Genomic DNA, 26,411 nt, shown 5'->3' with positions numbered 1-26,411 from the left:
CTTGAAGATGTTTGCCCTGCGTACGATGACGGGCATGCGCGAGTCGACCACCGTGGTGGAGACGGACGGCTTCGCCGTCCACGCGGTGCACTGCACGGGGCACCGGCCCGGGTGGTCGGAGCCCGAGCCGTTCACCGGGGATCAGATCGTCCTGGTGCGGGCGGGACGGTTCCGCATGCGGTCGCGCCACGGACGCGCCGTCATCGACCCCGCCGTGGGCTACACCCAGACCGTCGATGAGGAGGGCCAGTTCGCGCATCCCGCAGGCGGCGACGTGTGCACGGCCATCATGCTCTCCCCGGGCCTATGGCGACGCCCGTCCGGGCCGGTCAGGGTCAACGCGCGCGCGGACGTCGCTCATCGCCTCCTCCTGCGTCCCCGTCCAGACGTGGCCTTCGAGACGGCCGAGCGGCTCATGGTGCTGCTGGCCCACCTCGCCGTGGACGAGCAGGGCGGGAAGCGTCGCGCTCTGGTCGACGAAGCGCGCGAGGCCATCACGAGCGGCCATCAGGAAGCGGTCGGGCTCGTCCCGCTGGCGCGCCTCCTGGAGGTCTCCCCCTCCCACCTGAGCCGGACGTTCCGCCGTGAGACCGGCATGTCCGTCACCCGTTACCGGAACCGGATCCGGGTCGGGCGCGCCCTGGACCGCCTGGAGCAGGGCGAACGGGACCTGTCGGGCCTCGCCGCCGATCTCGGCTTCGCCGACCACGCGCATCTGACCCGGACGATCAGGGCGGAGACCGGTCACCCGCCGACCGTCCTCCGCCGCCTCCTGCGCTCCTGAGGGTCTCCCGGCGCCCGCGGTGTCAGAGCTGGGGGGCGATGACGACGCCCAGCATGCCGGGGCCGACGTGGGCGCCGATGACGGGGCCGACCTCGCCGACGTAGACGTCCTGGACGTGCGGGAGGCGTTCGCGCAGCCGGGCGGCGAGGGTGTCGGCGCGGGCGGCGGCGGCGAGGTGCTGGATGCCGAGGTCGACACGCCGGTCGCGGGCCTCGGCCACGGCCAGTTCCTCCAGCCGGGCCAGCGCCCGCGAGGACGTGCGGACCTTCTCCAGCGGCGCGATGCGGCCGCCGGTGATCTCCAGGAGCGGCTTCACCATCAGCGCGGAGCCCCACAGGCTGGCGGCGGCGCCGATCCGGCCGCCCCGCCGCAGGTGCTCCAGGGTGTCGACGTAGATGAGGGAGCGGGTGAGCCCGGCCCGGCGGGTGGCGGCGGACACGGCGTCGTCGGCGGACCCGCCCGCCAGCGCGGCGGCCGCGGCGGAGAGGGCGGCGAATCCGAGGCCCATGCCGATGGTCCCGCTGTCGATGACCCGCACCGGCAAGGGGGCGTCCTCGGCGGCGAGCCGCGCCGCCTCGACCGTCCCCGACATGGCGGAGGCCAGGTGCACGGAGACCACCTCACGCGCGCCCGAGGCCGCTGCGGCCTTGTAGGCGTCGGCGAACCGCTGGGGCGCGGGACGGGACGTGGTGACGGGGTGCCACTCCTTCAGCGCCCGAGCGGCTTCGGCGGTGGTGATGTCGCCCTCGTCCCGGGTGGTGCCGCCGACGGCGATCTGCAGGGGGACGACGGTCAGCCCGTGCCGTTCGGCGAGCCCGGGGGGAAGGTAGGCGGTGGAATCGGTGACGACCACGACCGCGCTGCCCATGCCGGCGACACTACCCGCCGCCGCGCGCCTCCGTCAGGGCTGGACGGGGACGCCGCCGCGCCAGACGCGCAGGGCGCGGAGCCCGAACGCCCAGGCGAAGGCGCCCTCGTGGTCGGCGTCCCACAGGACGATGTCGGCGAGCATGCCCGGGGCGAGGGAGCCGCGGTCGCCGACGCGCAGCGCGGCGGCTCCGCCGAGGGTGGCGGCGCGCAGCGCCTCGGTCACGCTGAGCCCGAACATCGCGACCGACAGCCCGATGACGAGGGGCATGGAGGTGATGCCGCACTGGCCGGGGTTGTGGTCGGTGCCGAGGGCGACGGTGACGCCGCGGTCGAGCATCTGCCGGACGGGCGCGGGGGCGCGGCTGCTGTTGAGTGAGCTGCCGGGGCAGACGGTGGCGGTGACGCCGGCGTGGGCGAGGGCCTTGATGTCGTCGTCGTTGGCCTGGGTGAGCAGGTCGGCGGACGCGCAGCCGACCTCGGCGGCGACCTGCGCGGCGCCCATGCGCTCGTTGGCGCAGGCGTGCATGCGGGCCTTGAGGCCGGCGCGCTTGCCGGTGAGCAGGAGGGCGCGGGCCTCCTCGGCGGTGAAGTGGCCCTCGTCGCAGTAGACGTCGATCGAGTCGGCGCCGGCGACGGCGGCGTCGCCGGCCCACAGGCGGACGGCCTCGATGTAGTCGCGGCGGCGTCCGAAGAACTCGGGCGGCAGGATGTGCGCGGCGAGGAACGTGGCGTGGATGCGGGGCATGGAGGGCTCGCCCTCCAGCGACCGCAGCATCCGGATGTCGGCGAGCTCGCCGTCGCGGGTGAGGTGGTAGCCGGTCTTGGCCTCGACGGTGGTGGTGCCGGCGAGGATCCACTGGCGCAGCCGTTCGCGGACGCCGTTGCAGAGCGTCCAGGGGTCGGTCCCCCCGGGTGACGGTCACGGTGGAGTTGACGCCGCCGCCCGCCGCGGTGATGGCCGAGTGGGACGAGCCGCTGGTGCGCATGGCGAGCTCGGCCCAGCGGTTGCCCGCGTAGACGGGGTGGGAGTGGGCGTCGATGAGGCCGGGGGTGACGAGGCCGCCGCCCAGGTTCTCGACGTGGTCGACGTCGACGATGTCGTCGATGATGCCGGGGACGCTCTGCGGGAGGTCGGAGGCGGGCCCGGCCCAGACGACCCGGTCGTCGTGGATGAGCACCGCGGCGTTGCTGCAGACGTCGGTGCCCGTCCAGAGCCTGCCGATGTTCGTCAACAGCCGTACCGTCATAGGTTCACCGACCTGGATGGGGCCATGCGCACGTGAGCGCGGTGCAGGATGCCGTGGGGCGACGGTGCGGGCCGCGGTCCCTCGTTGGAGCGTTCGGACCTGCCATGGTTGGGCCACCTGCTCTCGATCCGAAACGCCGACTGGGTGCCGGCGACTCCACCGTTGGAGGGTCGGGCGGCCGGGGGGCCGCCGCTGGCAACGAGACCGGAGATATCGGTTTCGTCACGGTAGTGCACTGAACGTCCGTCCGACAACCTCTGATCGCAGCGCATCGACACCCATCACCCCGCCCCTTGGCTCTACGACGGTACGGATTTCAACCGCACCGTCAAGCGGATTGGACAAGCTGTCACCGTTCGGCGGCCAGTAGGGGCCTTTGGACGTCCTCGAACTGGCTGCTCGACCCGTCCCAAAACCCACCGGGCCCCTCCGCGGAGGGGCCCGGTGGGTCAGGGATTACACGATCGGGGAGACGGTCTCGTACTGGGCCAGTTCACCCGCGAGGTCGGCGGGAACGCGGGCGTGCAGGACGGTCCCGTCGGCGACGTGCTCCTGCTTGAGGACCTCTCCGCGCTCGTGCACGCGCGCGACGAGGCCGCCGCGCTCGTAGGGCACCAGGACGTGCAGTTCGCTCTCCAGGCCGGGCAGGTCGGCCTCGATCGCCGCACGCAGCTCCTCGATGCCGAACCCGGTGCGGGCGGACACGACGACGTTGTGCGGCTCGCGGCGCTGCAGGCGCGCGATCGCGAGCTCGTCGGCGGCGTCCGCCTTGTTGATCACGATGATCTCGGGGATGCGGTCGGCGCCGATCTCGCGCAGCACCTCGCGGACGGCGTCGATCTGCGCCTCGGGATCGGCGTCGGAGCCGTCGACGACGTGCAGGACCAGCCCGGCGTCGGTGACCTCCTCCAGCGTCGAGCGGAACGCCTCGACGAGCTGGTGCGGCAGGTGCCGGACGAACCCGACGGTGTCGGCCAGGGTGTAGGCGCGGCCGCCCGGCGTCTCGGCCCGCCGGACGGTGGGGTCGAGGGTGGCGAACAGCGCGTTCTCCACCAGGACCCCGGCGCCGGTGAGCCGGTTGAGCAGGGACGACTTGCCCGCGTTGGTGTAGCCGGCGATGGCCACGGCGGGCACCTGGTGGCGGCGCCGCTCGCCGCGCTTGGTGTCGCGCGCCTTGGACATCTCGGCGATCTGCCGGCGCAGTTTGGCCATCCGGGTGCGGATCCGCCGCCGGTCCAGCTCGATCTTGGTCTCGCCGGGACCGCGGCCGCCGATGCCGACGCCGCCCGCGGCACGTCCGCCGACCTGCCGGGACAGGTTGCCGCCCCAGCCGCGCAGCCGCGGCATCAGGTAGTCGAGCTGCGCGAGCTCCACCTGCGCCTTGCCCTCGCGGCTCTTGGCGTGCTGGGCGAAGATGTCCAGGATCAGCGCCGTCCGGTCGATCACCTTGACCTGGACGGTCTCCTCCAGGTGCCGCAGCTGGCTCGGCGCCAGCTCGCCGTCGCAGATGACGGTGTCCGCGCCGGTGGAGATCACGATGTCGCGCAGCTCGGCGGCCTTGCCGGAGCCGATGTAGGTCGCCGGGTCGGGGCGGGACCGGCGCTGGACGAGCCCTTCGAGCACCTGGGAGCCCGCGGTCTCGGCGAGCAGCGCCAGCTCGCGCAGGGAGTTCTCGGCCTCCGCGGCCGTCCCCTCCGTCCAGACGCCCACGAGCACGACCCGCTCCAGCCGGAGGGAGCGGTACTCGACCTCGGTTACGTCGGTCAGTTCGGTGGACAGGCCCGCGACGCGGCGCAGTGCCTTCCGGTCTTCCAGGTCGAGCTCACCCGTCAGGGGCTCGTACTCGATCTCGTCAGGAGTCTGGGTCTGGGTCTGGTCTGCAGAGAAAGGTTGAGTCATATGTCCTCGTAGAACGCCGCTTCGCGGCCGTATCTTCCCGCGATCGTCTCACGCACCGTCCCCAGTGGTCACCTGGTTATCACCCAGTTTCCCCTTGGGTTGACGCAAGCGCGCGCGGGGAGGTCTGCAGGGAACCCCGCTTTGACCGGCCTCCGAACCGGCGAGTACGGTTCTCCACGTAACAGAAGTCGAATTTCGCTATACGAAAGGGCAGGCAGATGGCTGGACTGGAAGGCATCGAGGTCACCGGGCCCCTCGGCGAGCGGTACGAGGAGATCCTGACCCCCGAGGCGCTCGGCCTGCTCGCCGCCCTGCAGCGCGAGTTGGGCGCCCGCCGCAAGGAGCTGCTGGAGGCGCGCGCGGAACGCCAGCGCAAGCTGTCCGCGGGCGGGACCCTCGACTTCCTGCCCGAGACCGCCGGCGTCCGCGGCGACGACTCCTGGCGCGTCGCCGCGCCGGCGCCCGGCCTGGAGGATCGCCGCGTCGAGATCACCGGCCCGACCGACCGGAAGATGACGATCAACGCGCTGAACTCGGGCGCCAAGGTGTGGCTGGCCGACTTCGAGGACGCGAACACCCCGCTGTGGAACAACATGGTCGAGGGGCAGCTCAACCTGCGGGACGCCCTCGACCGCACCATCGACTTCACCGACGCCAAGAGCGGCAAGTCCTACGCGCTGAAGGACGACGGGGAGCTCGCGACGGTCGTCGTCCGGCCGCGCGGCTGGCACATGGAGGAGAAGCACCTGCTCGTCGACGGCGAGCCCATGTCCGGGTCGCTGTTCGACTTCGGCCTCTACTTCTTCCACTGCGGCCGCAGGCAGCTGGACAAGGGCAAGGGCCCCTACTTCTACCTGCCGAAGATGGAGAGCCACCTTGAGGCGCGGCTCTGGAACGACGCGTTCAACCTCGCCCAGGACGCCCTGGAGGTCCCGCGCGGCACCATCCGCGCGACCGTGCTGATCGAGACGATCCCGGCCGCGTTCGAGATGGAGGAGATCCTCTACGAGCTGCGCGACCACTCCGCCGGCCTGAACGCGGGCCGCTGGGACTACCTCTTCTCGGTGATCAAGAAGTTCCGGGACCGGGGCACCGACTTCGTGCTCCCCGAGCGCAACGCGATCACGATGACCGCGCCGTTCATGCGGGCCTACACCGAGCTGCTCGTCCGGACGTGCCACAAGCGGGGCGCGCACGCGATCGGCGGCATGGCGGCGTTCATCCCGTCCCGCCGCGACGAGGAGGTCAACCGCGTCGCGCTGGAGAAGGTCCGCGCCGACAAGACCCGCGAGTCCGGCGACGGCTTCGACGGCTCCTGGGTCGCCCACCCCGACCTCGTCCCGGTCTGCCGCGAGGTGTTCGACGGCGTCCTCGGCGACAGGCCGAACCAGCGCGACCGGCTCCGCGAGGACGTGCACGTCTCCGCCGCCGACCTGCTCAACGTCAGGGCCACCCCCGGTGAGATCACCGAGGCGGGCCTGCGCAACAACATCGACGTCGCGCTGCGCTACCTGGCCACCTGGCTGGACGGCGCCGGCGCGGTCGCGATCCACAACCTGATGGAGGACGCGGCCACCGCGGAGATCTCCCGCTCCCAGGTGTGGCAGTGGATCTACAACGGCATCTCCACCGCGGAGGGCCAGAAGATCACCAAGGACTGGGTGGAGCGGCTCCTGGACGAGGAGCTGGGCAAGATCCGCGAAGAGCTGGGCCAGGCGTACAACGAGCCCCGCTACGGCCAGGCCGTGGAGCTCTTCAAGGAGGTCACGCTGGCCGACGAGTACTCCGAGTTCCTCACCACCCCGGCCTACCAGCAGTTCCCGTAGGGAGCCCGGCTCCGGCGGCGTTGTGCGGGCCGTCCGGGAGAGATGTTCCGGACGGCCCGCAGGGCCTTGCGGCAGGTCGGCGGGCGAGGGATCGTGGAGGGGATGGAGACCATGCTCACGACGCTCGGGCCCCGGCTGGAGGCGCTGCTCGGGACCGACCGGGTGATCACCGATCCGGTGCGGCTGCGCACCTACGAGTGCGACGGCCTCACCAACCACCGGTCCACGCCCGGCGTCGTGGTGCTGCCCGACACCGCCGAGCAGATCGCCGCGATCGTGCGGGAGTGCGCCGCGGCCGGGGTCCCCTACGTCGCGCGCGGATCGGGCACGGGCCTGTCGGGCGGCGCGCTCCCCCGCACGGACGGCGTGCTGATCGTCACCTCCCGGATGAACCGGATCCTGGAGGTCGACGTTCCGGGGCAGCGGGCCGTGGTGGAGCCCGGCGTGATCAACCTGGACGTGACGCGGGCCGTCCGCCAGCACGGGTACTACTTCGCGCCCGACCCGTCCAGCCAGCAGATCTGCTCGGTGGGCGGGAACGTCGCGGAGAACTCGGGCGGCGCCCACTGCCTGAAGTACGGGTTCACCGCCCACCACGTGCTGGCCTGCGAGGTCGTCACGCCCGACGGCGAGCTGGTGGAGCTGACGGCGGACGGGCCCGGCTACGACCTGCTCGGGGTGTTCGTCGGGGCGGAGGGCACGCTCGGCATCGCCACCAAGATCACGGTCCGGCTGACGCGGGTCCCCGAGACCGTGCAGACGCTGCTGGCCGCGTTCGGCTCGATCGAGGCGGGCGGCGCCGCGGTGTCGGCGATCATCGGCGCGGGCGTCCTCCCGGCGGCGATCGAGATGATGGACGCCCTGGCGATCGAGGCGGCCGAGGCGGCGGTGCGCTGCGAGTACCCGCCGGGCGCCGGCGCGGTGCTGATCGTGGAGCTGGACGGCCCGGAGGCCGAGGTCGCCGCCCAGTTCACCGAGGTGGAGCGGATGTGCCGGGACGCGGGCGCCTTCGAGATCCGCATCGCCGCCGACGACGCGCAGCGGGCGCTGATCTGGAAGGGGCGCAAGTCGGCGTTCGCGGCCGTGGGCCGGATCAGCCCGGCCTATCTCGTCCAGGACGGCGTCATCCCCCGGACGGTGCTCCCGGACGTCCTGGCCAGGATCGACGCGCTGTCGGCCAAGTCGGGCGTCCGGGTCGCCAACGTGTTCCACGCGGGGGACGGCAACCTGCATCCGCTGGTGCTGTTCGACGACGCCGAGCCGGGCGCGGAGGAGCGCGCCGAGGAGGTGTCGGGCGCGATCCTCGACCTGTGCATCGAGCACGGCGGCTCCATCACGGGCGAGCACGGGGTCGGCGTCGACAAGGCGCGCTACATGCCGCGCATGTTCACCGACGCCGATCTGGACACGATGCAGATGGTCCGCTGCGGCTTCGATCCCGCGGGGCTGTGCAATCCGGGCAAGGTCTTCCCCACGCCGCGGCTGTGCGGGGAGGTGCCCGGCAAGCGCAAGGGCCCGCACCCGTACGAGGGAAAGGCGGACATCTTCTGATGCGGCCCCTGGACGCCCTGGCGAAGGTCTGCGGCGATGTGCGGCCCGGTGAGCCCGCGGAAGGCGTGCTCGGCGTGGAGCCCGCGCTCGTCGCGGCGCCGAAGGACCTGGCCGAGGCCGCCGACGTCATGCGCGTGGCCGCCGAGAAGGGACTCGCCGTCGTTCCGCGCGGGGCCGAGACCCGGCTGGACTGGGGCGAGCCACCGGAACGCTGCGATCTGCTCATCGACACCCATCGCCTCAACAGGCTCGTCGAGCACACCGCCGGGGACCTCGTCGCCAAGGCGGAGGCCGGGCTCGCGATGGAGGAGTTCACCGGGAAACTGGCGGAACGGGGACAGCGGCTCGCGCTCGACGTCCCACTGCCGGGTTCGACGGTCGGCGGGACGATCGCCACGAGCGCGGCCGGTCCCCTGCGCACGCTCTACGGGACGCCCAGGAACCTGGTCATCGGGCTCACGGTCGTCCGGGCCGACGGCCAGGTCGCGCACTCGGGCGGCAAGGTCGTCAAGAACGTCGCCGGGTACGACCTGGGACGCCTCTTCTGCGGCTCCTACGGAACGCTCGGCCTGATCGTGGACGCCACGTTCCGCCTGCACCCGATCCCGGAGGCGACCGCGTACGTGACGTGCGCCGTTGACGGGCCGGAGGACACGCACGACGCGGTCCAGACCGTCCTCCACTCCCCTGTCGCCCCGAGCGCGGTCGAGTACATCAGCCCAGGGACGGTCGCGGTCTTCCTGGAAGGCGTGCCCGATGGCGTCGCCGCGCGCGCTCGGCAGACCGCAGAGCTCCTCGGCGAGAAGGCCGAGATCTCCGATACCGCACCGGACGGCTGGGGTCTCTACCCGGACGGCACGACCCTCATCGACATCGGAGCCCCGCCGTCCTCGCTCCGCGACGTCATCACCGTGCTCGGCCCGGACGTCGCCGCCGCCTGGAGCGCCGGCGGGCACGGTCACGTGGGGCTTCCAGCCGGACTCGGCCCGAACGAGGTGGCCGATGTCCTCGGCCGTCTACGGGACGTGTTGAGGAGGCACCGCGGTCACGCCGTCGTCCGCTATGCGCCGCAAGAGGTGCGCGGCGAGATCGACCTGTGGGGGCCGGTTCCGGCGCTGGCACTGATGCGGCGGGTGAAGGACCAGTTCGACCCGGATCACCGGCTGTCCCCCGGCCGTTTCGTGGGAGGGATCTGATGAGCGCCCAAGACGACCTCCCGGACCTGCTCAACGACTGCGTGCACTGCGGGTTCTGCCTTCCGACGTGCCCCACCTACGTGCTGTGGGGCGAGGAGATGGACTCTCCCCGGGGCCGCATCCATCTGATGCAGCAGCACGCGGAAGGCGAGCCGCTCGGCGGCCCGATGGTCGAGCACTTCGACCGCTGCCTGGGATGCATGGCGTGCGTGACGTCCTGCCCGTCCGGTGTTCAGTACGACCGGCTCATCGAGATGACGCGCGCGGACGTCGAACGCGAGCACCCCCGTTCCCTGAAAGAGCGCGCCCTACGGGAATTGGTCTTCCAGCTGTTCCCGTACAAGCGGAGGCTCCGAGCCCTGCGAGGGCCCCTCCGCGCCTACCAGAAGTCAGGTCTGGAACGGCTCGTGCGGTTCAGCGGCCTTCTGGAACGCGTTTCACCGTCCCTGGCGGCGATGGAACGGCTCGCGCCGCCCCTCGGGAAGGCGCCGAGGCTGCCCGAGCGGGTCGCCGCGCGCGGCGAGCGCCGCGCCACGGTCGGGATGCTGACCGGATGCGTCCAGGGCGAGTTCTTCCCGGACGTCAACGCCGCCACGGCCCGGGTGCTGGCGATGGAGGGCTGCGACGTCGTCATCCCCAGGGGCCAGGGGTGCTGCGGCGCGCTGTCCCTGCACTCCGGGCGGGAGGAGGAGGCCCGCGCCTTCGCCCGCCGGACGGTCGAGACCTTCGAGTCCGTCGACGTGATCGTGGTGAACTCCGCGGGCTGCGGGTCCGCGATGAAGGAGTACCGGGCGCTGCTCGCCGACGACCCGGAATGGTCCGGGCGGGCGGAGGCGCTCTCGGCCAGGACGCGGGACCTGGCCGAGTACCTGGTGGAACTCGGGCCGCGGGCGGAGCGGCGGCCGGTTCCGGTCACGATCGCCTACCACGACGCCTGCCACCTCGCCCACGCGCAGGGCATCCGGAGCCAGCCCCGCGACCTGCTCGCCGCGATCCCCCGGCTGACCGTCCGCGAGATCGCCGAACCGGACATCTGCTGCGGTTCGGCCGGGACCTATAACCTGTTCCAGCCGGAGGCCGCCGGAGAACTCGGCGACCGCAAGGCGGTGAGCGTGGACGCCACCGGAGCCGAACTGCTGGTCGCCGCCAACCCCGGCTGCTCGATGCAGATCGCCACGGCGCTGCGCCGGCGCGGGGCCGCCATCGCGGTCGCGCACACCGCGCAGGTGCTGGACGCATCCCTGCGGGGGCTCGGCCGCGACGCCCTTATCGCACGCGGTTCGTAGCCCGCAGACCGGGGCCGCCGCCGATCCGGCCGTCCGGTATCGTGGCCTGCCCGCCGTGGGCAGGGACACGCCGACCGAGCCGGAGAGGGCCCGAGGGAGCACCGACGACCATGTCCAACAGCCACCAGCCGTACCGGTCGCACCGCCGCAGGAAGAAGAGCCACGCGGGAAGGCTCGGACTCGCCGGCGCACTGACCGGTGCGGTCGGGATCGCGGCGGTGGCCGGAGCGATCGTGGTCCTGCGGCCCGGCACCGGCGACGGCGGGGGTTCCTCGCCGCCCAGCCTCGCCAGCCAGGGCGGCGCGGCGGGCGCGTCCGTGCCCGCTCCGAAGGCCGGCCCGCCGGTCGGCTTCACGACCCCGGAGGGCTACGGCTACAGCCTCGCCGCCATCATGGCGGGGACGTCGCGGCAGCCGCTCGGCGCCACGCAGGCCCCGCCGTCCGGGACGACCTACGCCTACGCCGACTACGTCCTCACCAACAGCCAGCGGCGGCCCGTCCTGCTGGACTTCCCCGCCGACCTGTTCATGCCGAAGTCGCAGATCCCGTCGTCGGCGCAGGAGCGGTGCATGCCGCAGGCGGGCATCCCGGACGACATGTGCACCCTCCCCAACCACAGCAAGATCACCGGCCGGATCGACGGGGCGAAGGCGCCGGTCGAGGACGGCGGCGACACGATGATGCCGGCCGGCGCCTCCTACGTGGTCCGCATCGCCTCCGACCTCCCGGTCGAGGAGGACCTCTCCGCCGACGACCTGCGCCTGTACGTGTGGAACGCCCGCTTCACCAGCGACCGCAAGGGCGTCCGGCTCGCCTTCCCGTGAGCTTCACCGGCCGGTGAAACCGATGTCCTGATAGGTGGGCTTCAGGAAGCCGCCGGCCCCCACGTTGGCGAGGTCCGCGCGCACTGCGACGAGCTGGGGGCGCTGGTACAGCGGCAAGACCGACGCCTGATGCCAGATGAGCCGGTCGGTTCGGTTCACCAGGGCGTGAGCTCTCTCGGGCGCGATCTCCGCGATCGCCTGGTCCATCGCCGCGTCGATGGCGGCGCTACCGATCCGCGAGTAGTTCTGCTGGACGTTCCGTCCCCGCGGTCGCGCGAACACCGCTTTCATCTGTGAGACGGGGAACGAGGTGCCGAGCCAGGAGAACGGAACGATGTCCATGTTCCCGGGCGTGACGTACCGCTCGAAGAGGTCGTCCGCGGGGACGACCTGGATGTCCACTCGGACGCCTATGCGTTCGAGTAGCGCACGCGTCAGTTCTCCTTCCCGCCTGCTGATGGGGACCCCTGACGGCACCACGAACCGCAGTGCGAGCGTGCGTCCTGCCTTGGCGCGGTACCTGCCCCGCGGTCTCCAGCCCGCCTCGTCCAGGAGCCGTCTGGCCCGCGCGGGGTCGTACCCACCGAGCCCGCTGGAATTGTCCTGGTAGCCGCTCTGCGTGTTGACGTAGAAGTGGTTGCCGAGCGTCTGGACCGGTACGCCGAGGCCTGACAGGTCGGACCGTGTGATGACGCGCCGGTCGATGCCGAGCATGACCGCCCGACGCACCCTGGCGTCGGACAGGATGGGTCCTGCCGCGTTGAGCGTGAAGTTCCGCCAGTCCGGCCCGCCCGCTCTGCGGACGGCGGCGCCCGAAACGCCCTGGACGCGCTGCAGCGCATCGGCGTCGAGGCCGATGTCCATCAGGTCGATCTCGTCGTTGGCGAACGCGCCGGGCATCGCGCTGGTGTCCATGGCGCGGTACACGATCCGGTCGAGCTTTGCCGGCGCGCCCCACCAGGCCGCGTCTCGCACCAGGGTCACCGTCTTGGCCGTCCGGTCGATCCGCTGGAATCTGAACGGTCCGGCCGTGACGGGCACGCGGCCCGTCCAGGCCGTGTTGAACGCGCGCGGGCCGGCGTAGGCGGCAGCCGGATACAGGGGGCTGAACAGGCTGGGCCAGTCCGCGTACGTATGGGCGAACGTCACCTCGACCACATGTTCATCGGCGCCGCGTTCGACTCGCTCGATCTGCTGGTATCCGGTGACGGTCGAGACCTCGTAGCGCGGGTCACGTCCTGACAGGGCACGGGCCTGCGCCAGAAAGTCGGCGTAACCGATGGGCCGGCCGTCCGACCACCTGGCGCGCGGGTTGAGCCTGTAGGTCACGGTCTGGCCGTGCCGGGTCCGCTTCACCGTGGCCGACTCCAGATACTCCGGGACGGGACGCGGGACGGCCTTCTCATCGGCACGCATCAGGTACGGCAGGACGCCCTGGACGACCTGCTCGACCGCACCCTTGGCGCCGTTGACGTGGTTGGTGTTCCACTGGGACGGGAGCTCGGGCAGCGGCCAGCGGAGCGTCCCGCCGTTCACGACGCGGTCACGGGGAGTCGGGTTCATATCCGCCGCGGGCAGCGCCCCCGACGCGCTGGACGGCGACGCCTCCGGGGCGCGGCACCCGGCACCGGTCATGAGCACGACCCCGAGGAGGGCGGCGGCGAGGACCTGTTTCATCGTTCGGCCGTCGCCGAGAGGAGGGGGTGGTGGCAGGCGGCGGAGTGGTCCGCCGCCATGGCATGCGGCATTGGGTCGTGGCCTTCGCATCGGAGCCTGTCGTCGGGGGTGAGCGTGGCGTAGTGCTGGCAGCGAGCACGGAAACGGCACCCCAAGAGCCCGGTCATGGAGCCGGATGGGTCACCGTGCAGAAGAAAGGGGCGAGGTCGGTTTCGCTCTGGGCGGGGCGAAGGAATCGCGTCCAGTAGCGCCCGCGTGTAGGGATGGGCTGGAGCCTCGTACACGTCGGCGACCGGCCCGATCTCAACGACGCGGCCCAGGTGCATCACGGCGACCCGATCGGCGAAGCCCCGCACCAGCGCGAGGTCGTGGGTGACGAAGAGGCACGCCAGGCCGAGCCGCACCCGAAGCCCTTCCAGCAGGTCCATGACGCCCGCCTGCACGGTGGCGTCCAGTGCGGACACAGGCTCGTCCAGGAGCAGGAGGCGGGGTTCCAAGGCGAGCGCTCTGGCCAGGGCTACGCGCTGCCTCTGCCCGCCGGAGAGCGCATGCGGGAAGCGCCGTGCATGGCCGGGTTCCATACCCACCAGCGCGAGAAGTTCCTCCACACGACCGCCGACCGGCATGCGGTGCGTGATGAGCGGTTCGGCGATGATGTCGGCCACCCGCATACGCGGGTTCAGCGAAGCGTACGGGTCCTGGAACACGACTTGGACGTCCTTGCGCAGGGCCTTGCGGTCGGCGGCGCGTAAGGCGGCCGCGTCCTGGCCCAGGACGGTGACGCGGCCCTCCTGGGGGCGGGACAACCGCAGAATCTCCATCAGCGTCGTGGTCTTGCCGGACCCCGACTCCCCCACCAGCGCGAGCGTCTCGCCCTCACGGACGTCGAAGCTCACGCCGTCCGCAGCACGCACCTCCCCGGCCCGCCGCCGCAGAAGCGTCCCTTTGAAGAGGGGGTGGCGATGGACCAGGCCGTCCACTTGAAGGACCACCGGACGCCCAGGCCGAGCACGGGGAACCGGCGCGTCGCCCGCACGCGGCCACGAGCGCAGCAGGCGGCTCGTATGGGGAACCCGGGGTTGGAGGAGGACCTGCTCCACCGTGCCCGTCTCCACCACCCGTCCCTCCCGCATCACCATCACGCGGTCCGCGAAGCCCGCGACGACCCCCAGATCGTGAGTGATCAGCACGATCGCGGCGCCGCTCGCCTCCCGGGCGACGCGCAGAACGTCCAGCACCTGTGCCTGAACGGTCACGTCGAGGGCCGAGGTGGGCTCGTCCGCCACGATCGCGACCGGGTCGTTGGCGATGGCCATGGCGATCATCACGCGCTGCCGCATCCCGCCGGACATCTCGTGCGGATAGGTCCGGGCCCGTCGTGCCGCGTCCGGCATGCCGACGAGTTCGAGCAACTCCACAGCACGCGCCCGCGCCGCCGCACGGCTCACCGCCGAGTGGATCCGGACGGCTTCTGCGATCTGGTCGCCCACCCTGTGGACGGGCGAAAGCGCCGACGACGGATCCTGGAAGACCATCGCCAGGTCCTTGCCGCGCACCCGCGAGAGTTCCGCGTCGCTTCGTCCCAGCAGTTCCCGGCCGCGCAACCGCACAGAGCCGGTCACACGCGCTCCCTCTGGCAGCAACCCCATCAGAGCGAGAGCGAGCGCGGTCTTGCCGGCTCCCGACTCGCCGACGATCCCGAGCGCCTCCCCGGCCTCCACCGAGAAGGTCACACCGCGCAGGGCACGCGTGCCCGCCGTGTAACCGACCGCCAGGTCGGCGACCCGCAGAACCGTCAACGCCCTGCCTCCGGGTCGAGAGCGTCCCGCAACCCGTCCCCGAGCAGGTTCACCGCGACGACGATCAGCATGAGCAGCCCGGCGGCGAACCCGAACGCCCCGGGACGCGCCGTCGTCCCGCCCTGGCCGTCGGCGATGACCGTGCCGAGGGAGACGTCCGGCGGCCGCGCCCCGAACCCGAGGTAGGACAGCCCGCTCTCGGCGACGATCGCGACGCTCACGTTCAGGCTCGCGTCCACCGCCAGAAGCGACGCCAGCCCGGGCGCCACGTGCCGCATGACCAGCCGCGGCGTGCCCACGCCGAGGAACCGCGCGGCCAGCACGTGATCGCGGTCCCGCAGGGAGAGCGTCGCGGCCCGCACCGCACGGGCGGTGACCATCCACATGAACGCGGCCAGCACCGCCGCGAGCACCGGCCACCCTCCGGCGATCCGGGGCGCCAGGACGATCACGATCAGGAAGGACGGGAGCACCAGGAGCAGATCGACCCCCCACATCAGCACCCGGTCGACCCGCCCGCCCAGGAACCCGGCCGCGGTACCGACGGCGGCGGCGAGACCGGTCGACAGCAGGGCGGCGCTCAGGCCGACCAGGAGCGAGTGCTGCGCACCGCGCAGGGTGAAGGCGAAGACGTCGCGCCCGCTCTGGGTCGTGCCGAGCCAGTGGCCGCCGGACGGCCCCTGCCGGAACGCCGCGAAGTCGGTCTCGTCCCATCCGTACGGCGAGACGAGCGGCCCGCCGAAAGCCAGGAGGAACACCAGCACGAGCAGGACCGCCCCGGCCGCCGTCCGACGGCCGGCGGTCACGGCGCGCCTCCCGCGCGGACGCGGGGGTCCAGCGCCGCGGCCAGCACGTCGGACGCGAGGGAGGCCAGGACGACGGCGCAGGCGGCGAGGCATTCGATGGCGGCGACCGCGTTGACATCGCCGCGGGAGACGGACGCGACGAGCCACTCCCCCAGCCCGTGGCGCCCGAAGGCCGTCTCGGTGAACACCCCGCCGAGGAGCACCAGACCGGACGTGTAGGCGAAGTAGGTCGTCATCGGGACGATCGCGGTCCGCAGCCCGTGCCGCAGCAGCGCGTCGCGCCGCCGGAGCCCCCTGGCCCGCGCGGCCCGGACGTGATCGGCGTGGAGCACGTCCAGCATCAGGCCCCGCTGGTAGCGGGCGTAGAGGGCGAGCTGGCAGAGGGCGATCGTGGCCGTCGGCAGCAGCAGGCGGCGTCCCCGGTCCGCAAGATCCCAGAGCGCGCCGCGGGACGCCCCCGGCGTGGACTCCCCCACCCAGACGAACACACGCATCCCCATGGCGTCGTTGGCTTCACCGGCCATGATCTGTAAGAGCACGGCCAGGACGAACACGGGGACGGCCGGCAGCAGATAGGCGCCGCTGGAGATCAGCCGGTCGGCCGCCCGGCCGTGCCGGACAGCGGCGTAGGCGCCGAGGACGACCCCCGAGGCGCCCCCCAGGACCGCACCTGGAGCGACCAGGCGCAGGCTCACGCCGAGCCGGCGCCACAGCTCGGCGTTGACCGGCTCGCCGTCGCATGTACGGCCGAAGTCGCCGTGCGCGACGCCCCCGGCCCAGGTGAGGTAGCGCTCGGCCAAGGGCGTCCGGTCATCGAGGTTGAGCGCGCCGAGCCGCGCGTCGATGACGGCCTCCGGCGGACGCGGCGCGCGGTCTTCGAGGACGGCCCGCGGATCGAGTGCCGCGGCGGCGAGCAGGTAGCCGAGGCCGGCGGCGAGCACGGCCAGCGCCGCATGGCTCGCCAGCCGCCGGACCACGAACGTCGCCACCGTCTTCCCTTCTCACCACCCAAAGGTCACCGAATGTTATTGAGTGAGTACGGAAAGCGCAGAGGATTGCCGGGACTCATGCCGTGAAGGTCACGCGAGCACCGGTTCGCGGTCGGGCACGGCCTCCCCCTCCGAACGCCTCCGCAGACCGCCGAGGACCACGAGCGCGAAACCGGCGGCGGCCCAGGCGGTCAGGACGGTGAGCGGGCCGGTGTCCCCGGCGCCGTCGAAGAACGCCACCGACCGGAGGAGGGTGGCCGCCGCGCCCGGCGGCAGGTACTGGCCGATCGTGCCCCACGGCTGCGGCAGCAGTTCGGGCGCCGACGTGGCCGCCGACAGAGGATTGCCGAGCAGCAGCAGCGTGAGCGCGCCGAGTCCGAACCCGGCGCGGCCCAGGGCGGCGGCCAAGCCGACCACGGTGCCGGTCACGGCGAGGACGGACAGCGCCATGGCACCTGCGAGCGTGATGTAGGAGCCGGGGAGCAGTGACAGCCAGCCTTGTGCGATCCACGCGATGCCCAGCCCGCCCAGTCCGGCGAAGATCACCGTGCCGGCGGTGCGCCAGGCGAGGGACGGGATGGCGAACGTCAGCAGCACCGCGGCCGCGAGCCCGGACATGGTCAGCGGGAGCGCGAGAGCGCCGAAACCGGCCCCGCGGGGGTCGTCGGAGTCCGCGGCGACCACGTCCTGGACGGGCGGGGGCGCCGGGGCGCCCCCCGGTTCGAGACGCGTCGCCATGGCGGCGAGTTGCTGGGCGACCAGCGGCGAGGCGGCCGAAGCGGTGAGCACCTTCGGGCCGGACGGCGACGTGACGACGGCGCCGTACGCCTCGCGATTCGCGATCGCGGCGCGCGCGGCGGCCTCGTCCGGACGGGTCCGGACGTCGAAGGCGCCCGGCCGCCCGCGGTCGAGCAGGTCGGCGACGACGGCGGCCTGCGGGCCGGTCACGACGATCGGGACGTCACGCGGCGCCGTCCGCGCGGCGGGCCACGAGAAGGCGACGATCATGATGAGCTGCAGCAACGCGACGCCGACGGCCACGCCGACGGTGCGCGCGACGGGCGATGGCCGCACGGTCTCCTCCAAAAACGAATGTCCGTTCTCTTTGGCGCCGTAGCCTCGCACCCTCTCCGGAGCTTGTCAAGAAATGAACGTTCGTTTTAGATTGGCACCATGCCGAGAGTCAGCGAGGAGCACCTGGAGCGACGCCGCCGCCAGATCCTGGAAGCGGCGCGCACCTGCTTCATCCGCAAGGGCATCCACGCGACGTCCATGCAGGACATCTTCGCCGAGGCCGGACTCTCCGCCGGTGCCGTCTACCGGTACTTCAAGAGCAAGAACGAGATCATCGAGGCGAACATCGCGACCGTGATCGGCGACCTGCGCACGTTCTTCACCGCGCTCGCCGACGGCGACCCGCTGCTCCCGGTCGACGAGGTCGTCGAGCGGCTCGCCTCCCACGTCGTCGCCCTGTCCGGCGAGAACGGCCCGCTCCGGCTCGCGCCCCAGGCCTGGGCCCTCGCCATGCACGATCCCGAGATCGCCGCGTACGTCGCCGACAACGTCACCGACCTGCGGGACACCTGGACCCTCTACATCCGGCGGCTGGTCGGCGCGGGTCTGCTTCCCGCCGAGACCGACGTCGTGGCCGCCGGAAAGACGCTGTTCGCCCTCTTCCCCGGATTCCTCATCCAGCGCCTGCTGCTCAAGGACTTCGGCCCCGAGGACATGAGGCGCGGGCTGAAGGCGCTGACACGCGAAAGCATGCTGACTTTGACGGCCTGACCCGCGCCCGCCTCCGGCCCCGGCCCACCTCGCCGGGCAGCGCGGCCATGGCGGGGCGCTGACCTGCGCCTTCCGTTTATTTCGCCCGATTTCGCGGTTACCATCACGGCACGCCCGCATGCACCGCGCCCGGGGAGTTCTCCGCCGAACCGGTTGAGCGGTGTCCTGAGGCGGACGCGATTTGGACTGCAGGACAGGGAGCTGCGCGTTTTAACATTCCATTACTTTTGGGCGGGGAGTGTGCATGGGGACGGAAGAGCACGACCGCGGAGCGGGGCGCGTGGGCGCCCTCCTCGCGCTGACCGCGGTCGTGTCCGTCGCCGCGTCACTGACCATCGGCGCCAGCGTGCCGTCCGAACTGCGGATGGTGTGGTGGCATCCGGAGATCCTGGTCGCCCTGGCCTGGACGCCCGCAGGCGCCGTCCTCCTGCGGCACCGCCCGGGGCTGACGGTCGCCTGGCTCATGGTCGGCGCGGGTTTCAGTGCCTCGCTGTACGTGCTGTCGCTCAACCTCGGCCCCTGGTTGGAGCTCCACCACCGGCCTGGAGCCGGGTTCGTCCAGTGGCTCGCCGTCTGGCTGTGGGCCGTTGACACCTACGCCCTGACACTCGTGCTGCCGTTGATCTTCCCGGACGGCCGGCTGGTGTCGCGGTGGTTCCGGCCCGCCCTCGCCCTCGCCTGCCTCGTCCCGGTCGTCGTCTGCGCGCACCTGACGATCGACCCGGACGTGCGCCGCTGGCACAACGGGGTCTCGGTGTACCCGTTCGAGACGATCCCGCTCCCGATCAGCGCGGTCATCGTCACCGCCCTGGCGGCGGGCCTGTTCTCGGTGGCCGTGCGGTTCGTGCAGGCGCCGCCGGACGTCCGGCGGCAGATCGCCTGGGTGGTCTATCCCGGCATCCTCGCCGAGGCGATCATCTTCGCCGGCGAGAACAGCCCGATCGGCGACCCGCTGCGCGACCTCACCATCGTCGCCGTCCCCATCTGCATCGCGATCGCGATCACCCGCTACCGGCTGTACGACATCGACCTCGTGGTCAGCCGGACGCTGGTGTACGCGGGCCTCGTCGTCGTCATCACCGGCGTGTACTTCGCGCTCGTCGGCAGCGCGAGCCTGCTGGCGCACGGCCGGGGCACCCTCGCCGGGCTCGCCGGCGCGATCGTCGCAGGCGCGGTGTTCGAACCCGTCCGGCGGCGGCTGCAGCGCACGGTGGACGGGTTCATCCACGGTGAACGCGATCCGTACCGGATCGCCGACCGGCTGAACCGGCGGCTGCAGACCGCCGCGAACCCGGGCGCCGCGCTCGCCGTCGCCGCCGAGGTGGCGCGTTCTGCCCTGCACGCGACCGGCGTCACGATCGAGGTGCTGGACCGCGACGGCCGGACGGTCTCGGCGGAGGACGGAGTGCTCGGCGAGCGCCCGCAGCTCATCCCGCTGGTGTGGCACGGCGAGCCGGTGGGGCGCCTGCTGTTCGGCGTCACCCGCACCCCGGACGCGCGCCTGTCGAACGTCCTCGCCCGCAACCTCGCCGAACTGGCGAACGCGGCGCGGCTCTCCGCGGACGTCCAGCGCTCCCGGGAGCACATCCTGCGCACGCGGGAGGAGGAGCGGCGGCGGCTGCGCCGCGACCTGCACGACGGGCTCGGGCCGACGCTGGCCAGCCTCGCCATGACGGTGGACGCCGCGCGCATCACGCTGAGGACCGACCCGGAGGCGGTCGACGGGCTGCTGGAGGAGCTGCGCAGCACCATGGGGCGCACCATCGGCGACATCAGGGAGCTCGTGTACGGCCTGCGGCCGCCCGCCCTGGACGACCTCGGGCTGGAGGGCGCGATCCAGGCGCTCGGAGGCGTCGTCGCCGCCGGGGACGGCCCGCGGGTGGACGTGCGCGTCGAGGGCGATCTGAAGGGCCTGCCTGCCGCCGCCGAGGTCGCGGCGTACCGGATCGTCCAGGAGGCGCTGACGAACGTCCACCGGCACGCCGAGGCCGGCTGCGCCGAGGTGCGGCTGCATCTGAACGGTGATCTGCACGTCACCGTCGACGACGACGGTGTGGGACTGCCCGACCACGTGCGTTCCGGCATCGGCATGTCCTCCATGCGCGAGCGTGCGGCCGAGCTGGGCGGGTCCTGCACGGTGGGGCCCGGCCCCAAGGGCGGGACCCTGGTCCGCGCCAGGCTGCCGGTCAACGGCGTCTCCCCCTGAGACGCCGCCCCTCCCCGGTGGGAGGGCCGGTGACCGCCCCCCGCCAAGAAGGTCGCCACCGGCCCTCGGGCTCCGTACGGGCCCGGGGCTCCCATCCCGGTCCATACGGGCCATTCACCAGAGGGTGTGCAAGAGAGAAGTTATGCGGTGGAAGGTCCCGCCGGAGAGGGACAGTTGTCCCGTCTGTGCCGGGACCGCCCCGGGACCGGCACACGCCCAGGTAAGACGGGCGGTCCGCTAAATCCAGCCGGGCCGCGTCTCGCCCTCGGCCACCAGGACGGCCGGCCCCCTCAGGAAACTGGTCTCGCCGTCCAGGACGACGGTCACCCTGCCGCCGGGGACGTCCACGGTCCATTCGGCGCCGTCGGCCGTGCCGTGAGCCGCCGCGGCGGCCACCGCGACGGTACCGGTGCCGCACGACCGGGTCTCGCCGGAGCCGCGCTCGTACACCCGCATCTCGACGTGCCGCTCCCCCACGCTGCGGTAGAACTCGACGTTCACCCCCGCGGGGAAGACCGCCGGGTCGAAGTCCGGGGCGTGCGACAGGTCCAGGGCGGCGACCGGCTCGGTGACGCGGCACGCCAGGTGGGGATTCCCGACGCTGACCCGCTCGCCCGCGAAGCTCGCGCCCGCCAGGGACGCCTCCCCCGGGCCGAGAAGCTCCGGCAGGCCCATCTCCACGCTGACGTCCCCGGACGGGCCGAGCGTCACGCGGCGCAGGCCCGCGCGGGTGGCCAGGTCCCACTCCCCGGGCGGGGCCAGGCCCGCGTCGACCAGGTAGCGGGCGAAGACGCGCACCCCGTTGCCGCACATCTCGGCGATGCCGCCGTCGGCGTTGCGGTAGTCCATGAACCACTCGGCGTCGGCGTCGAACTCGGTGGCCTTCGTCCGGACCGCGCGCAGGACGCCGTCGGCGCCGATGCCCGCCCGCCGGTCGCAGAGCCGCGCGACGGCCTCCGGGGTGAGGTCCAGGACACCGTCCGGATCGGGGAGGATCACGAAGTCGTTCTCGGTGCCGTGCCCTTTGACGAACCGCATGCCCCGATCATATGGGGCCCGGCGTCCCCCGGCTCACCAGGGCGAGAGCGCGATCGACCAGGTCCGGGGCATCGTGGGGCAGCCATCGCACGCGCGGGTCGCGGCGGAACCACGACTCCTGGCGGCGGGCGAAACGCCGCGTCGTCCGGACGGTGTCCTCCCTGGCCTGCTCCTCCGTCCACTCCCCCGCGAGGAACCGCAGCACCTGCGCGTACCCGAGGGCGCGCCCGGCGGTCAGGCCGTCCCGCAGGCCCCGCTTCTCCAGCTCCCGGACCTCGTCGACCAGGCCCGCCTCCCACATCCGGTCCACCCGCAGGGCGATGCGCTCGTCCAGCACCTCGCGGGGCACGCTCAGCCCGATCTGCACGACGTGGTCGTAGCGGTACCGGTGCTCGGGCAGGGTCGCGGTGAACGGGCGGCCCGAGATCTCGATGACCTCCAGGGCCCGCACGATCCGGCGGCCGTTGCTCGGCAGGATCGCCTCCGCCGCCGCGGGGTCCAGGCCGCGCAGCCGGTCGTGCAGCGGGCCGGGACCGACCCGTGCCAGCTCCTCCTCCAGGCGCCCCCGGACGGCCGGGTCCGTCCCCGGGAACTCCAGGCGGTCGAGCGCGGCGCGCACGTACAGCCCGGACCCGCCGACCAGCACCGGCAGCCGTCCCCGGCCCCTGATCCCGGCGATGGCGTCGGCGCTGAGCCGCTGGTACTCGGCGACGCTCGCGGCGACCGTCACGTCCCAGACGTCCAGCAGATGGTGCGGGACCCCGCGCATCTCGGCCGCGGACAGTTTCGCGGTGCCGATGTCCATGCCGCGGTACAGCTGCATCGAGTCGGCGTTGACCGCCTCGCCGGCCAGCCGGAGGGCCAGCTCGACGGCGAGGTCGGACTTGCCGGCCGCCGTGGCGCCGACGACCGCGATCACATGCGGGGCATTGGGTGAGGTCACGGGATTGATTGTGGCAACAGAACGGGTATGGCCGGAATGAACGGGTGCCGCGCCGTGCCCGCGGCGCCGAACGAGCCGAGGGATCCGGGGGGATTCGATGTCCATCGTCGACAAGGTCAAGCAGATGCTCGGGCAGCACTCCGACAAGGCCAAGCAAGGTGTCGAGAAGGCCGGGGACATGTTCGACCAGCGCACCGGGGGCAAGCACGCCGACAAGGTCGACCGGGTCCAGGACCAGGCCGGAAGCTACATCGACCGCGAGAGCGGCCGGCCCGGCGGCGCAGGCGGCCAGGCCGAGGGACCGAGCGGCCAGCCCGGCGGCGCGGGAGGCCAGCCCGGCGGGACGGGCGGCCCGCCGTCCTAGGCGGGCCCGCCGGCCCGTGACCAGCTCGCCACGAGGTAGCCGACGCCGTACGGCGCCTCGTCGGCGAGGAGTTCGGCCGTGAGTGCCGCGGCGTCGCCGCCCTGAGCGGCCGCGCCTGCGAGTACCTGCCATGCCGCGCGCCCGGCGGCCTGGACGTCCCGGGAGAGCCCCGGATCCAGGCCGGCCAGGGCACAGGCGTCGGCCCGCCCGAGCGCGCTGGCCACGCCCTCGTCATAGGGGGCCGCGCGCTCGTCGAGGTGGCCGGGGGGCTTCTCCGAGCGGCGGGCCGACCCGTCCCCCATCACCAGAAGCGCGACCCGCTCGGCCGACACGGCGAGTTCCCGTCCCAGCGTCAGGCAGCGCTCAGGCGGGTCGTCGAAAGCGACGGTCTGGTAGCGCGCCCCTTTACCGAGCCCCTGCCGCTCCAGCAGCCAGAAACCCATGGTGAGTGAGAGCGGCAGCGCCTCGGCGCCGCCCCTGACGTCGCCGGGGATCGTCCAGTCGAGACCGTACGGGCGGAGCGTCGCGTAGGCGTCCTCCCTGTACGCGCGGGTCTCCGGCCCGCCCCCGACCACGACCAGGGCGTCGTTCCCCTCCAGGCGGCGGACGGCCCGGTCACAGGCCGCCCGGAGCGCGTCCAGTTCCGGCGCCGCCTCCCCCGCCGTCTCCGGGACGAGGAGAGGCGGGTGCGGGCACACCGCCGCCGATACGAGCACGCTGCCTCCTTGAGGGCGGGCCGGCCGAAGGGGCAGGCCCGATCATGCGGGGTTCAGGGGCAGGTCGAGCAGCCCGGCGCGGCCGCGGCGGGCTGGGCCGGGCGCCCGATCGACGGCATGCCCAGCGACACGCCCCGGGCTTCGCCGTCCCCGCCCTGCCGGGCCTCCCACGCGTCGCCCGCGCGCGTCCGGCGGACGCCCAGCGCGGGCTTGTCGGCGACCAGGTGGTGCGGCGCGGCGTAGGTGATCTCGACGGTGACCATGTCGCCGGGGCGGACCGGCTCCTGCGGCACGCCGAAGTGGACCAGGCGGTTGTCGGGCGCCCGGCCCGAGAGCCGGCGCGTCGCCTCGTCCTTGCGGCCCTCGCCCTCGGCGACCAGCACCTCGAGCGTCCGGCCGAGCTGCCGGCGGTTCTCCGCCCAGGAGATCTCCTCCTGGAGCGCGATGAGCCGCTCGTACCGCTCCTGGACGACCTCCTTCGGCAGCTGGCCGTCCATGGTCGCCGCCGGGGTGCCCGGGCGTTTGGAGTACTGGAACGTGAACGCCGACGCGAACCGGGCCTCCCGCACCACGTGCAGGGTCTCCTCGAAGTCGGCCTCGGTCTCGCCGGGGAAGCCGACGATGATGTCGGTGGTGATCGCCGCGTCCGGGATCGCGGCCCGGACCTTCTCGATGATGCCGAGGTAGCGCGCCTGCCGGTACGACCGGCGCATCGCGCGCAGCACCGCGTCCGACCCGGACTGCAGCGGCATGTGCAGGGAGGGCATCACGTTCGGCGTCTCCGCCATCGCGGCGATCACGTCGTCGGTGAAGTCCTTGGGGTGCGGCGAGGTGAACCGGACCCGCTCCAGGCCCTCGACGCCGCCGCAGGCCCGCAGCAGCCCCGCGAACGCCGACTGCCCGTCCCCGGTCATCGCGCGGACCTCCTCCGGCGCGCCGGACAGGGCGCCGAAGCCCGAGCCGTAGGCGTTGACGTTCTGCCCGAGCAGCGTGATCTCCAGGGCGCCCTCGGCGACCAGCGCCTCGACCTCGGCGAGGATCTCCCCCGGCCGGCGGTCGCGCTCCTTGCCGCGCAGGGACGGGACGATGCAGAACGTGCAGGTGTTGTTGCACCCCACGGAGATCGACACCCAGGCGGCGTAGGGCGACTCGCGGCGCGTCGGCAGCGTCGAGGGGAAGGTCACCAGGGACTCTTCGATCTCGACCTGCGCCTCGCTCCGGACGCGTGCGCGTTCGAGCAGCGCGGGCAGCGACCCGATGTTGTGCGTGCCGAACACCACGTCCACCCAGGGGGCGCGCTTGACGATGGTGTCGCGGTCCTTCTGGGCCAGGCAGCCGCCGACGGCGATCTGCATGCCGGGATGGCCGTCCTTGACGGGCCGCAGATGGCCGAGGTTGCCGTAGAGGCGGTTGTCGGCGTTCTCCCGCACCGCGCAGGTGTTGAACACCACGATGTCGGGCTCGGCCTCCACCGCGCGGACGTACCCGGCCGACTCCAGCAGCCCCGACAGCCGCTCGGAGTCATGGACGTTCATCTGGCACCCGTAGGTACGGATCTCGTACGTACGGGGAGCCGTCTCCATTGGCGCACTCATGACAGTCATCCAGGTTACGGGCCCGGCGTGACATGGCGGAACGGGCGGCGCACCCCGCCACCGCCTTTTATGATCACTCTCCGCCACGACCGAACCCCGTCCGACGTGGGTATTCGTGATCGTATCGGTACCGCCCGGCAACTCGGTCAGTACCGGCGATGACATAAAGTCCGTGCCCATGACGGACAGCGAAAGCGAGCCCGAGATCACCGAGACCGGGCCGGAGGACTCCACCCCGGAGCCGGCCGCCGCAGGTGACCGGCCGCTCGTCGTAGTCGAGCACGTCAACAAGCACTTCGGCGAGCTGCACGTCCTCAAGGACATCAACCTCACCGTGAACTCCGGCGAGGTGGTCGTCGTCATCGGCCCGTCCGGCGGCGGGAAGTCGACCCTGTGCCGGTCGATCAACCGGCTGGAGCCGATCGACGACGGCACGATCCTCGTGGACGGCAAGGAGCTGCCCAAAGAGGGCAAGGATCTGGCGAAGCTCCGCGCCGACGTGGGCATGGTGTTCCAGTCGTTCAACCTGTTCGCCCACAAGACGATCCTCGAGAACGTCATGCTCGGGCCGGTGAAGGTCCGCAGGCAGGGCAAGCAGGAGTCGCAGAAGCACGCGATGGAACTGCTCGACCGGGTCGGCATCGCCAACCAGGCGCACAAGTACCCCGCGCAGCTGTCCGGCGGGCAGCAGCAGCGCGCGGCGATCGCGCGCTCCCTCGCGATGCGGCCCAAGGTGATGCTCTTCGACGAGCCCACGTCGGCGCTGGACCCGGAGATGGTCAACGAGGTCCTGGACGTCATGACGGGGCTGGCCCGCGAGGGCATGACGATGATCGTCGTCACGCACGAGATGGGCTTCGCCCGCCGGGCCGCGCAGAAGGTCGTGTTCATGGCGGACGGCCAGATCGTCGAGGAGAACACCCCCGACGAGTTCTTCACCAACGCGCGGACCGAGCGCGCGAAGGACTTCCTTTCCAAGATCCTCACGCACTGAGCCGCGGGGCTCCGGC

The 26,411-nt window shown here is 72.4% G+C and carries 21 protein-coding genes and 1 pseudogene; 10 read left to right on the top strand and 12 right to left on the bottom strand.

Annotated elements, in window-relative coordinates; translation table 11 throughout:
* The first annotated feature begins 34 nt into the window (after positions 1-34).
* The gene (locus tag BJ999_RS13090) at positions 35-784 is read left to right on the top strand and encodes a helix-turn-helix domain-containing protein (RefSeq protein ID WP_179833547.1); all 750 of its coding nucleotides are present in this window, start codon (positions 35-37) and stop codon (positions 782-784) included.
* A 22-nt stretch (positions 785-806) separates the two neighbouring features.
* Here BJ999_RS13090 and BJ999_RS13085 read toward each other — a convergent pair whose 3' ends face one another.
* From BJ999_RS13085 to hflX, 3 genes and pseudogenes are all read right to left on the bottom strand, one after another.
* Positions 807-1,652 carry a DegV family protein gene (locus BJ999_RS13085; RefSeq protein ID WP_179833546.1) on the bottom strand — a complete coding sequence of 282 codons (846 nt, stop codon included), beginning with the start codon at positions 1,650-1,652 and terminating at the stop codon, positions 807-809.
* A 33-nt stretch (positions 1,653-1,685) separates the two neighbouring features.
* Positions 1,686-2,901, bottom strand: a pseudogene (gene hutI, locus BJ999_RS13080) (imidazolonepropionase).
* A 456-nt stretch (positions 2,902-3,357) separates the two neighbouring features.
* Positions 3,358-4,800: a GTPase HflX gene (gene hflX / locus BJ999_RS13075; RefSeq protein ID WP_179833545.1), complete on the bottom strand. Its 1,443-nt coding sequence runs from the start codon at positions 4,798-4,800 to the stop codon at positions 3,358-3,360.
* Positions 4,801-5,018: 218 nt separating this feature from the next.
* Between hflX and aceB the strand changes: the two genes are divergently transcribed.
* From aceB to BJ999_RS13050, 5 genes are all read left to right on the top strand, one after another.
* Entirely contained in the window at positions 5,019-6,626 is a 1,608-nt protein-coding gene (gene aceB / locus BJ999_RS13070; RefSeq protein ID WP_179833544.1) for a malate synthase A, read from the top strand.
* A 102-nt stretch (positions 6,627-6,728) separates the two neighbouring features.
* Entirely contained in the window at positions 6,729-8,177 is a 1,449-nt protein-coding gene (locus BJ999_RS13065) for an FAD-linked oxidase C-terminal domain-containing protein (protein WP_229809877.1), read from the top strand.
* Entirely contained in the window at positions 8,177-9,373 is a 1,197-nt protein-coding gene (locus tag BJ999_RS13060; RefSeq protein ID WP_179833543.1) for an FAD-binding oxidoreductase, read from the top strand. Before BJ999_RS13065 ends, BJ999_RS13060 begins: the two co-directional genes overlap by 1 nt.
* Positions 9,373-10,659: a (Fe-S)-binding protein gene (locus BJ999_RS13055; RefSeq protein WP_179833542.1), complete on the top strand. Its 1,287-nt coding sequence runs from the start codon at positions 9,373-9,375 to the stop codon at positions 10,657-10,659. Before BJ999_RS13060 ends, BJ999_RS13055 begins: the two co-directional genes overlap by 1 nt.
* A 110-nt stretch (positions 10,660-10,769) precedes the next feature.
* A complete protein-coding gene (locus BJ999_RS13050; protein ID WP_179833541.1) occupies positions 10,770-11,483 on the top strand; it encodes a hypothetical protein in 714 nt (237 codons plus the stop codon).
* Between the two features lie 3 nt (positions 11,484-11,486).
* Here BJ999_RS13050 and BJ999_RS13045 read toward each other — a convergent pair whose 3' ends face one another.
* The 5 genes from BJ999_RS13045 to BJ999_RS13030 form a co-directional block, all read right to left on the bottom strand.
* Positions 11,487-13,160: an ABC transporter family substrate-binding protein gene (locus BJ999_RS13045; RefSeq protein ID WP_179833540.1), complete on the bottom strand. Its 1,674-nt coding sequence runs from the start codon at positions 13,158-13,160 to the stop codon at positions 11,487-11,489.
* On the bottom strand, positions 13,157-14,959 hold the full coding sequence (locus BJ999_RS13040) for a dipeptide ABC transporter ATP-binding protein (RefSeq protein WP_229809876.1): 1,803 nt from the start codon (positions 14,957-14,959) through the stop codon (positions 13,157-13,159). The genes BJ999_RS13045 and BJ999_RS13040 overlap by 4 nt, the downstream gene beginning before the upstream one ends.
* Positions 14,956-15,765, bottom strand: coding sequence for an ABC transporter permease (locus tag BJ999_RS41995; RefSeq protein WP_229809875.1), 810 nt, complete (start codon positions 15,763-15,765; stop codon positions 14,956-14,958). The genes BJ999_RS13040 and BJ999_RS41995 overlap by 4 nt, the downstream gene beginning before the upstream one ends.
* Positions 15,762-16,754 (bottom strand): ABC transporter permease, encoded by a 993-nt coding sequence (locus BJ999_RS13035; protein ID WP_179833539.1) that lies wholly within the window; start codon positions 16,752-16,754, stop codon positions 15,762-15,764. Before BJ999_RS13035 ends, BJ999_RS41995 begins: the two co-directional genes overlap by 4 nt.
* Before the next feature lie 90 nt (positions 16,755-16,844).
* Positions 16,845-17,828 carry a hypothetical protein gene (locus tag BJ999_RS13030; RefSeq protein ID WP_179833538.1) on the bottom strand — a complete coding sequence of 328 codons (984 nt, stop codon included), beginning with the start codon at positions 17,826-17,828 and terminating at the stop codon, positions 16,845-16,847.
* A gap of 99 nt (positions 17,829-17,927) precedes the next feature.
* On the opposite strand from BJ999_RS13030, the gene BJ999_RS13025 reads away from it, so the two are divergent.
* The gene (locus BJ999_RS13025) at positions 17,928-18,539 is read left to right on the top strand and encodes a TetR/AcrR family transcriptional regulator (protein WP_179833537.1); all 612 of its coding nucleotides are present in this window, start codon (positions 17,928-17,930) and stop codon (positions 18,537-18,539) included.
* A 244-nt stretch (positions 18,540-18,783) separates the two neighbouring features.
* A complete protein-coding gene (locus BJ999_RS13020; protein ID WP_179833536.1) occupies positions 18,784-20,745 on the top strand; it encodes a sensor histidine kinase in 1,962 nt (653 codons plus the stop codon).
* A gap of 237 nt (positions 20,746-20,982) precedes the next feature.
* Here the strand turns inward: BJ999_RS13020 and dapF are convergent, their stop codons facing one another.
* Together dapF and miaA are read right to left on the bottom strand one after the other, a co-directional pair.
* The gene (gene dapF, locus BJ999_RS13015) at positions 20,983-21,783 is read right to left on the bottom strand and encodes a diaminopimelate epimerase (protein ID WP_179833535.1); all 801 of its coding nucleotides are present in this window, start codon (positions 21,781-21,783) and stop codon (positions 20,983-20,985) included.
* A 7-nt stretch (positions 21,784-21,790) separates the two neighbouring features.
* Positions 21,791-22,702, bottom strand: a complete 912-nt coding sequence (miaA, locus tag BJ999_RS13010) for a tRNA (adenosine(37)-N6)-dimethylallyltransferase MiaA (protein WP_229809937.1) — start codon at positions 22,700-22,702, stop codon at positions 21,791-21,793.
* 121 nt (positions 22,703-22,823) lie between these two features.
* Between miaA and BJ999_RS13005 the strand changes: the two genes are divergently transcribed.
* Positions 22,824-23,090 carry an antitoxin gene (locus BJ999_RS13005; RefSeq protein ID WP_179833533.1) on the top strand — a complete coding sequence of 89 codons (267 nt, stop codon included), beginning with the start codon at positions 22,824-22,826 and terminating at the stop codon, positions 23,088-23,090.
* Here the strand turns inward: BJ999_RS13005 and BJ999_RS13000 are convergent.
* Together BJ999_RS13000 and miaB are read right to left on the bottom strand one after the other, a co-directional pair.
* Complete coding sequence (locus BJ999_RS13000; protein WP_179833532.1) at positions 23,087-23,806, bottom strand: class III extradiol ring-cleavage dioxygenase family protein; 720 nt, start codon at positions 23,804-23,806, stop codon at positions 23,087-23,089. The two genes, BJ999_RS13005 and BJ999_RS13000, sit on opposite strands and share 4 nt — an antisense overlap.
* A 53-nt stretch (positions 23,807-23,859) precedes the next feature.
* Positions 23,860-25,401, bottom strand: coding sequence for a tRNA (N6-isopentenyl adenosine(37)-C2)-methylthiotransferase MiaB (gene miaB, locus BJ999_RS12995; protein ID WP_218935045.1), 1,542 nt, complete (start codon positions 25,399-25,401; stop codon positions 23,860-23,862).
* Positions 25,402-25,579: 178 nt separating this feature from the next.
* On the opposite strand from miaB, the gene BJ999_RS12990 reads away from it, so the two are divergent.
* The gene (locus tag BJ999_RS12990) at positions 25,580-26,395 is read left to right on the top strand and encodes an amino acid ABC transporter ATP-binding protein (protein WP_179833530.1); all 816 of its coding nucleotides are present in this window, start codon (positions 25,580-25,582) and stop codon (positions 26,393-26,395) included.
* The last annotated feature ends 16 nt before the right edge of the window (positions 26,396-26,411 follow it).

This window comes from Actinomadura citrea (genome assembly GCF_013409045.1).
Classification (GTDB): Bacteria; Actinomycetota; Actinomycetes; order Streptosporangiales; family Streptosporangiaceae; genus Spirillospora; species Spirillospora citrea.
The sequence above is the reverse complement of the archived record's forward strand: the minus strand, read 5'-3'. Positions and strand labels throughout refer to the sequence as shown.

Bases quoted from the DNA above. Each gene is read 5' to 3' on its own strand.
- miaB (WP_218935045.1), bottom strand. From the start codon at position 25,401: ATGAGTGCGCCAATGGAGACGGCTCCCCGTACGTACGAGATCCGTACC.
- BJ999_RS13020 (WP_179833536.1), top strand. From the start codon at position 18,784: ATGGGGACGGAAGAGCACGACCGCGGAGCGGGGCGCGTGGGCGCCCTC.
- aceB (WP_179833544.1), top strand. From the start codon at position 5,019: ATGGCTGGACTGGAAGGCATCGAGGTCACCGGGCCCCTCGGCGAGCGG.
- BJ999_RS13090 (WP_179833547.1), top strand. From the start codon at position 35: ATGCGCGAGTCGACCACCGTGGTGGAGACGGACGGCTTCGCCGTCCAC.
- BJ999_RS12990 (WP_179833530.1), top strand. From the start codon at position 25,580: ATGACGGACAGCGAAAGCGAGCCCGAGATCACCGAGACCGGGCCGGAG.
- BJ999_RS13085 (WP_179833546.1), bottom strand. From the start codon at position 1,652: ATGGGCAGCGCGGTCGTGGTCGTCACCGATTCCACCGCCTACCTTCCC.
- BJ999_RS13025 (WP_179833537.1), top strand. From the start codon at position 17,928: ATGCCGAGAGTCAGCGAGGAGCACCTGGAGCGACGCCGCCGCCAGATC.
- BJ999_RS13045 (WP_179833540.1), bottom strand. From the start codon at position 13,160: ATGAAACAGGTCCTCGCCGCCGCCCTCCTCGGGGTCGTGCTCATGACC.
- BJ999_RS13050 (WP_179833541.1), top strand. From the start codon at position 10,770: ATGTCCAACAGCCACCAGCCGTACCGGTCGCACCGCCGCAGGAAGAAG.
- BJ999_RS13060 (WP_179833543.1), top strand. From the start codon at position 8,177: ATGCGGCCCCTGGACGCCCTGGCGAAGGTCTGCGGCGATGTGCGGCCC.
- hflX (WP_179833545.1), bottom strand. From the start codon at position 4,800: ATGACTCAACCTTTCTCTGCAGACCAGACCCAGACCCAGACTCCTGAC.
- BJ999_RS13005 (WP_179833533.1), top strand. From the start codon at position 22,824: ATGTCCATCGTCGACAAGGTCAAGCAGATGCTCGGGCAGCACTCCGAC.
- BJ999_RS13065 (WP_229809877.1), top strand. From the start codon at position 6,729: ATGGAGACCATGCTCACGACGCTCGGGCCCCGGCTGGAGGCGCTGCTC.
- BJ999_RS13055 (WP_179833542.1), top strand. From the start codon at position 9,373: ATGAGCGCCCAAGACGACCTCCCGGACCTGCTCAACGACTGCGTGCAC.
- dapF (WP_179833535.1), bottom strand. From the start codon at position 21,783: ATGCGGTTCGTCAAAGGGCACGGCACCGAGAACGACTTCGTGATCCTC.